This window comes from Serratia sp. SA088 (assembly GCF_049065515.1).
Taxonomy (GTDB): Bacteria; Pseudomonadota; Gammaproteobacteria; order Enterobacterales; family Enterobacteriaceae; genus Serratia; species Serratia nematodiphila.
Genome location: NZ_JBAKGW010000012.1, coordinates 112,228 through 120,179, shown reverse-complemented (window position 1 = coordinate 120,179; position 7,952 = coordinate 112,228). Strand labels below are relative to the sequence as shown.

Below are 7,952 nucleotides of genomic sequence, written 5' to 3'. Positions count from 1 at the left end.
CGGCGCGGGCTGCGTATACTACGCTTTTCGCCCGGAGAGTCAAGCGTTTATTTCGCTTTCTTCTCGCTGACCCGGCGGCTTGTCAGTCGTTGTTCCCGGTCAGTGGAGGCGCATTATAGGGAGTTCTCGGCAGGCCGCAACCCCTAATTTCAATATTTTTTCCGACCGTTGAATGTTTAACCAAAACACCGTTAAAGCGGCAGTTTTTTCAACGATTTAAAGCCGTAGCCCTGCAAAACGGGCAATAAAGCGTCAGTATCTTCATTTAACGCCATGCAATACGCCAGATTCTCTTCCTGGCTCGAGACCAGGCTTTCCTGCGTAGAGATGAGCCAGGCGGTGCGGCGGGCAATCGCCGCGCCGGAATCCACCAATCGGGTGCCTTCCGGCAACACCTGCATCAGCTCTTCAGATAACAGAGGAAAATGGGTGCAGCCCAGCACGACCGTATCCGGCGGCTCGCGCATGCTCAGCCACGGATGCAGGATCTTCTTCAGCACCGGCAGCGGCACGGCTTCGCCATGCAGCTTGGCTTCCGCCAGCTCCACCAGTTCAGAAGAGCCCAGCAGCTCAATCTTGCAATCGGTGGCGAACCGGGAAATCAGCTCATGGGTATAGCTGCGCTGTACGGTGCCGCGGGTCGCCAACAGGCCGACAATGCCGTTGACGGTAAGACGAGCCGCCGGTTTGATGGCGGGGACCACGCCCACGACCGGGAAACTGAAACGCTCGCGCAGGGCCGGCAAGGAGACCGTGCTGGCGGTGTTGCAGGCGATGACGACAATCGCCAGAGGATGACGCTGCTGCACCGCGCCGACAATCTCCAGCACGCGCCCAACGATAAACTCTTCGGACTTCTCGCCGTAGGGGAACGCCACGTTGTCGAACGCGTATATATAGTGGAGATCCGGCAGCAACTGCCGAATCTCCTGATACACCGACAGCCCGCCGACGCCGGAATCAAAAACCAGCACCGTCGGGCGAGGTGTGGCGGTGCTGTTAGAAGGTATAGCTTCCAGTGAGGTAGTATTCTCTTCCTGGAGTAGCGTAGCCATAGGCCGTCTCATAATCTTTATCAAACAGGTTGGCAATTCTACCACGAACTGTCAGATGAGATGTGACCGGATACGAAACTGCGAGATCCCACAGACTCACGCCGCCAAGTTTAACGCTTTGTTCCGGATAGGTACTGTAATCCTTGTCATAACGTTGACCCAGATATTGATAAGTCACCGCCCAGTCAAAGTCATACAGCTGCCAGTCCAGCTCATATTTCACCTGCTGCTTGGCGCGCCGCAGCAGCACTTCATTGGTCTTGGCGTTGCGAGGATCGACATAGTCATAACCAATCTGATGCGTCAATGGGCCGGTATCAAACGAGGCCGTAGCTTCAATCCCTTTGATGGTCGCCTTACCCACGTTGTAATAGACGTAGTTGGTTTCCCCCGTGGAATCGATCAAATTGTCGATGTCGTTGCGATAACCGGAGATGCGCCAGGTCACCGGGCCGGTCAGCCCTTCAAAGCCACCTTCCCACTGCTTGCTTTCTTCCGGTTTCAGATCGGTGTTGTTACCGAAGTTGCCGTATAGCTGGCTCATATTCGGTGCTTTGAACGCCGTGCCATACGACGCGATAAAACGGTATCCCTCGACGAACTCCCAGGCCGCGCTGGTTTGCCAGGTGCCATGCCAGCCAAACTCGGAATGATCGTCACCTCGAACCGCACCTTCCAGCGTTACCGGGCCAACCAGTTGCTGCGCGGTCAGATAAATGCCTGCATCACGTTGGCTTTTTTCACCCTTCACGGTGGTGGAATCCGGTTTGATTTTCTGTTGCTGCCAGTCGACGCCAGAGCTTACGGTACCCTGTCCAACCTGCAGCGTATTGCCCCACTGCAGGTTGTACTGTTCGGAATCCACCAGGCTGGCCGAGCTGTCATGCATGCCGAGGCGAGGATCGTAATCGTAATCCTTGCTATGGCTGTAGCTGCCAATCACTTGTGTTGCGTAAATGCCTTCTTTATAGCGCAATCCGGTATCCCAGGTTTGGCTATACAGTTTGCGCGTATCCAGCAGAGAGCTGGTCGGTGAGGAATAATAACTATCATACGCCGTGCGGTTGTCGTAACCATACCCGCGCACAAAACCGCTGACCGACTCGCTGAACTGGTGCTCAAGCGCACCATACAGCAACTTACTCATAAAGCCATCGCGATCCTGTTGGCTTTGCATGCCGGTGCTGCCGTAGGCCACCACGTCATACCCTTTGGTGTAGGTGTAGTCACCCGCCACCGTCGCCACGGTGCTGTCGCCCAGCGGCTGTTGAGTCGACGCGTCATAGGATTGATAGCCGTTGGAGCCGACGCCGGCAGCCAGCGTCGTGCCGTTCTTTTCGCGGGTGGTAATGATGTTGACTACGCCGCCGATGGCGTCGGAACCGTATACCGCCGAGCGCGGGCCGCGGATGTATTCGACTTTCTGCACCAACGAAATCGGGATTTGGCTAAGGTCAGAAGAGCCGCTGACGCCCGCCTGATTAAGGCGAATGCCGTCAATTAGCACCAGCACGTGGCTGGAGTTGGTGCCGCGAATAAACAGCGAGCTCTTTTGCCCCAACCCGCCGTTTTGGCCAACGTCCACGCCCGGCAAACGGCGCATCACGTCGGTCAGGCTCTTGGCCTGCCAGCGATCGATATCGTTACGGGTGACGATGGTGGTCGGCGCCAGCACGGAAGAAACCGGCTGCGGGAAACGGTTGGCGGTAACCACCAGGTTATCACCATTCGTGGCTGTGGTGTTGTCTTGCGCCCATCCAGAAAAAGCCGTGACGGAAGAGACCACCGCCAGCAGCGTATTTTTTGTAATTGTCATGAGAAAAGCATCCAAACTTAATTGGCGGATGCCGCAGGATCATGGCCGGTAGTTCGCGACGGCCACGGACATTGCGACGTAACACCGGCAGGTCTTCGGGCTTGGGATTTGCGGGCCGCGGGGCGCGACCGGCAACGGGCGATGACTTCCCATCCTGCAATGGACAGTGTCTGCGTCGAAACGCTATCGCCGTGACTTCCCCTTACCGCTGCGCGTCAGCTCCGGATTCACACCGGATTCCCTTTTCACTCGCTGCTTGAGGCCGGACGGCAATGCTACGATCAATGCAAATAGATGTCTAGACTGCTACTAATGTTACAAATAATAAACGCGACAAAACTGGACTTCACGGGCTGATTCCCTACAATCCCCGCTGATCAAATTTGCCTGACGAGAAGAAACACATGACGCCCGAGAATTTGCCTATTGAACGTTACGATGACCAACTGGCGGAGAAAGTCGCCCGCCTGAAGACGTTGATGTCACCGTTCGCGGCGCCCGAGCCGGAAGTGTTCCGCTCGCCAGTCGACCACTACCGCATGCGCGCCGAGTTCCGCATCTGGCACGACGCGGACGACATGTACCACATCATGTTCGATCAGCAGACCAAGCAGCGTATTCGCGTCGATCAATTCCCGGCCGCCAGCGAACTGATCAACCGCCTGATGAGCGCCCTGATCGCCGCGCTGAAACCGGAGCCGATCCTGCGTCACAAGCTGTTCCAGATCGATTATCTGTCGACGCAAAGCGGTAAAATCATCGCCTCGCTGCTGTACCACCGCAAGCTGGATGAAGCTTGGCAGCAGCGCGCCGAGCAACTGCGCGACGAGCTGCGCGCGCAGGGTTTCGACCTGCAGTTGATCGGCCGGGCGTCGAAGACCAAAATCATGCTCGACCAGGATTATGTTGACGAAGTGCTGACGGTCGCCGGCCGCGATATGATCTATCGCCAGGTGGAAAACAGCTTTACTCAACCCAACGCGGCCATGAACGTACAGATGCTGGAATGGGCGCTGGCGGTCACCGCCGGTTCCAAAGGCGATTTACTGGAGCTGTACTGCGGCAACGGCAACTTCTCGCTGGCGTTGGCGCGCAATTTCGAGCGCGTGCTGGCGACCGAGATCGCCAAGCCGTCGGTGGCGGCGGCGCAGTACAACATCGCCGCCAACCATATCGACAATGTGCAAATCATCCGCATGGCGGCAGAAGACTTCACTCAGGCGATGAACGGAGTACGCGAATTCAACCGGTTGAAAGGCATCGATCTGAGCGGCTACAACTGCGAGACGATTTTCGTCGATCCGCCGCGCAGCGGGCTGGACGCGGAAACGGTGAAGATGGTGCAGGCTTACCCGCGCATTCTGTATATTTCATGCAATCCGGAAACGCTGTGCGCCAACCTGGAAACGCTGCAGGCCACGCACCGGGTCAGCCGCCTGGCGCTGTTCGACCAGTTCCCGTATACCCACCACATGGAATGCGGCGTGTTGCTGGAAAAACACCGCTGATACGACAGGGGCGCCATGATGGCGCCCCGTTTCATTACGGCTCTTGAGTCGGCGCATCCAGCGCCTTGCGCGCCTTCAGCTTGACCCCGATCCACAGCACCAGCGCCACACAGATCACCGACGGCAGGAAGTTGGAGCCAATCTGCGGGTATTCGGCGCGCACGATGGCGCTGTACATCAACAGCCCCAGCAGGAAGCAGGCCGCCGCCAGCTTCGGCATGCCGTCCGGCATGGCGCGGTTCAGGTAACGCTGATGCAGACAGTACACCGCCAGCACCAACGCGATCAGCGGGAAGATCGAAAACGGCACCACCGAGCTGAACAGCGCGGCAAAGGAACCGTTGATCGAAAGGCCGGCAATCAACGCCAGCAGTAAGGTGCCATTTTCACGGCCTGGTTTTTCCATCATTTTTTACCTTTTTTATACGTGGGACACAGAAGCTTTTTCTTGTTCGCGACGATACCAGTAATACGCCCCTTTGGAGATCATCCGCAGCTGCAGCACCAGCCGTTCTTCCAGCTGCTGCCGCTGCTCGACGTCGATATCCAGCGCTTCCGCGCCGGCGCTGAACACGATGGTGACCATCGCTTCCGCCTGCGCTTCGGTAAAGCTGCGCGGCATGTGGTTTTCCAACTCGAGGTAGTCCGCCAGTTCGGCGATGAAATGCTGGATCTCGCGCGCCACCGCCGCACGAAATGCCGCCGACGTGCCGGAGCGCTCGCGCAGCAGCAGGCGGAAGGCGTTCGGGTTGTTGCCGATAAATTCCATAAAGGTGGACACCGAGGTGCGGATCACGCTGCCGCCCTTGGCGATGCGTTGTCGCGCCTGGCGCATCAACTGACGCAGCATCAGGCCGCTTTCATCCACCATGGTCAGCCCCAGCTCGTCCACATCGCGGAAATGGCGATAAAACGACGTGGGCGCGATGCCCGCCTCGCGTGAAACTTCCCGCAGGCTCAGGCTGGCGAAGCTGCGTTCGGCGCTCAGCTGGCTGAATGCGGCTTCGATCAGGGAACGACGAGTCCGTTCTTTTTGTTGTGCTCTGACGCCCATATGCATATCCGGATAGGTTCCATTCTCTCAGTCTAACGCCCTAGACTCGGCAATATAGCAAATTTTATTGCAACAGCATTTATACTAACGCGCTCTATCACACTTCCGCCCTGAGCCGATTGTGCTTTGACTCAAAAAGCCTAATGGTGATTGGGTGAGCAGCGCTATGATGTTAAGATACCGTTGTAATCTTGTATAAAAAAACAGGTCTCTCCTACATGCAACAGCACTATCAATTTGATGCCATAGTGATTGGCTCGGGCCCTGGTGGTGAAGGTGCCGCCATGGGGCTGGTGAAACAGGGCGCCCGTGTGGCCGTTATCGAACGGTACAACAACGTAGGCGGCGGATGTACCCATTGGGGCACCATCCCTTCCAAAGCCCTCCGCCACGCCGTCAGCCGCATTATCGAATTCAACCAGAACCCGCTTTACAACAATTCGCGCACGCTTAGCGCGACCTTCCCTGACATTTTACGCCACGCCGATAACGTCATCAGCCAGCAGACCCGCATGCGCCAAGGGTTCTATGAGCGGAACCAGTGCAAGCTGTTCGCCGGCGACGCGTGCTTCATCGACGCCAACACCGTCAGCGTCAGCTACATGGACGGCACCCAGGACACCATCCGCGCCGACCACATCGTGATCGCCTGCGGCTCGCGCCCTTACCATCCGGCCAGCGTCGATTTCAATCACCCGCGCATCTACGACAGCGACTCCATTCTCGAGCTGAGCCATGAACCGCGCCACGTGATCATTTACGGCGCCGGGGTGATCGGCTGCGAATATGCGTCCATCTTCCGCGGCCTGAACGTCAAGGTGGATCTGATCAACACCCGCGATCGGCTGCTGGCGTTCCTCGATCAGGAGATGTCGGATTCGCTCTCTTACCACTTCTGGAACAACGGCGTGGTGATCCGCCACAACGAAGAATTCGAGAAGATCGAAGGCACCGAAGACGGCGTGATCGTGCACCTGAAGTCCGGCAAGAAGGTGAAAGCGGACTGCCTGCTGTACGCCAACGGCCGTACCGGCAACACCGATTCGTTGGGGTTGGAGAACGTTGGTCTGGAGTCGGACAGCCGCGGGCTGCTGAAAGTGAACAGCATGTATCAAACCGCGCTGTCGCACATTTATGCGGTCGGTGACGTGATCGGCTATCCGAGCCTGGCTTCCGCCGCCTATGATCAGGGCCGCATCGCGGCACAGGCGATCGCTTCCGGCGAAGCCAGCGGCCACCTAATCGAAGATATCCCGACCGGCATCTACACCATTCCGGAAATCAGCTCCGTCGGCAAAACCGAGCAGGAACTGACCGCGATGAAAGTGCCGTATGAAGTGGGCCGCGCCCAGTTCAAGCATTTGGCACGCGCGCAGATCGCCGGGATGAACGTCGGCAGCCTGAAGATACTGTTCCATCGCGACACCCTGCAGATCCTCGGGATCCACTGCTTCGGCGAGCGTGCGGCGGAGATCATCCACATCGGTCAGGCGATCATGGAACAGAAAGGTGAAGGCAATACCATCGAGTATTTCGTTAATACGACCTTCAACTATCCGACCATGGCCGAAGCCTACCGGGTGGCGGCGCTTAACGGCTTAAACCGCCTGTTTTAACGTGCTGTCGATGTAGCCCTGCATGTGCTCGCGGATCGCTTCGGCCAACTGCTCATAACGGCTGCGCAGTGGGGAACCGGGGCGATACACCAACGCGATGGTGCGCTTCGGTTCCGGCTTGTAGCAATCCAGATAGCACACGCCGTCGCGTTCGCGCTGCGGCGGCACCGCCAGTGACGGCAGCAGGGTAATGCCGCTGCCGGCAGCGACCATATTGCGCAACGTTTCCAGACTGGTGGCGCGGAAGTGAGTATCTTCGTCCGCGCCCGCCTGGAAGCAGAAACCCATCGCCTGATCGCGCAGGCAGTGGCCATCTTCCAGCATCAGCAGCTTCTCTCCCGCTAAATCCGGCATCGCCACGCGCTCGCGCTGCGCCCACGGGTGATCGGAATACACCGCCAGCTTCATCGGTTCATCGAACAGAGGCACTTCGATAAACGCCTCGGTTTCCTTCACCAACGCCAGAATGGCGCAGTCCAGTTTGCCGCTGTCGAGTTGCGCCAGCAGTTGGTGGGTTTGCGCTTCGTGCAGGTACATTTCCAGTTTCGGGAAGGTTTTGTGCAGCGTCGGGATGATCTGCGGCAGCAGATAAGGCCCCACGGTCGGGATCAGGCCGATGTGCAGCGGCCCGGACATGGCTTCGCCCTGCTGGCTGGCCATCTCCTTCAACACTTTCACTTCGCGCAGCACGGTACGCGCCTGCTCCACCAGCAACAGACCCGCCTGGGTGAACAGCACCTTGCGGCTGGTGCGCTCGAGCAGCATGACGCCCAACTCGTCTTCCAGCTTGCGGATCTGCCCGCTCAGCGTGGGCTGGCTCACATGGCATGAATCGGCCGCACGGCGGAAGTGCCGGTGCTCAGCCAAGGCGACCAGATACTCTAAATCACGAATGTTCATTGT

The 7,952-nt window shown here is 58.0% G+C and carries 7 protein-coding genes and 1 riboswitch; of the genes, 2 read left to right on the top strand and 5 right to left on the bottom strand.

Annotated elements, in window-relative coordinates; translation table 11 throughout:
* Positions 1-191: 191 nt before the first annotated feature.
* Both murI and btuB read right to left on the bottom strand, forming a co-directional pair.
* Entirely contained in the window at positions 192-1,055 is an 864-nt protein-coding gene (murI, locus tag ACOWVD_RS23485; protein ID WP_164095851.1) for a glutamate racemase, read from the bottom strand.
* Positions 1,000-2,871: a TonB-dependent vitamin B12 receptor BtuB gene (gene btuB / locus ACOWVD_RS23480; RefSeq protein ID WP_197764043.1), complete on the bottom strand. Its 1,872-nt coding sequence runs from the start codon at positions 2,869-2,871 to the stop codon at positions 1,000-1,002. The genes murI and btuB overlap by 56 nt, the downstream gene beginning before the upstream one ends.
* 68 nt (positions 2,872-2,939) lie before the next feature.
* A riboswitch (cobalamin riboswitch) is annotated at positions 2,940-3,153 on the bottom strand.
* 122 nt (positions 3,154-3,275) lie between these two features.
* On the opposite strand from btuB, the gene trmA reads away from it, so the two are divergent.
* A complete protein-coding gene (gene trmA / locus ACOWVD_RS23475; protein ID WP_049299579.1) occupies positions 3,276-4,379 on the top strand; it encodes a tRNA (uridine(54)-C5)-methyltransferase TrmA in 1,104 nt (367 codons plus the stop codon).
* Positions 4,380-4,413: 34 nt separating this feature from the next.
* Here the strand turns inward: trmA and ACOWVD_RS23470 are convergent, their stop codons facing one another.
* Positions 4,414-4,785, bottom strand: coding sequence for a YijD family membrane protein (locus tag ACOWVD_RS23470; RefSeq protein ID WP_004931042.1), 372 nt, complete (start codon positions 4,783-4,785; stop codon positions 4,414-4,416).
* Positions 4,786-4,800: 15 nt separating this feature from the next.
* On the bottom strand, positions 4,801-5,433 hold the full coding sequence (fabR, locus tag ACOWVD_RS23465; RefSeq protein ID WP_004931044.1) for an HTH-type transcriptional repressor FabR: 633 nt from the start codon (positions 5,431-5,433) through the stop codon (positions 4,801-4,803).
* A 218-nt stretch (positions 5,434-5,651) separates the two neighbouring features.
* Between fabR and sthA the strand changes: the two genes are divergently transcribed.
* Positions 5,652-7,049, top strand: a complete 1,398-nt coding sequence (gene sthA / locus ACOWVD_RS23460; protein ID WP_421105795.1) for a Si-specific NAD(P)(+) transhydrogenase — start codon at positions 5,652-5,654, stop codon at positions 7,047-7,049.
* Here the strand turns inward: sthA and oxyR are convergent.
* Complete coding sequence (oxyR, locus tag ACOWVD_RS23455; RefSeq protein ID WP_004931048.1) at positions 7,032-7,949, bottom strand: DNA-binding transcriptional regulator OxyR; 918 nt, start codon at positions 7,947-7,949, stop codon at positions 7,032-7,034. The genes sthA and oxyR overlap by 18 nt on opposite strands.
* Between the last annotated feature and the right edge of the window lie 3 nt (positions 7,950-7,952).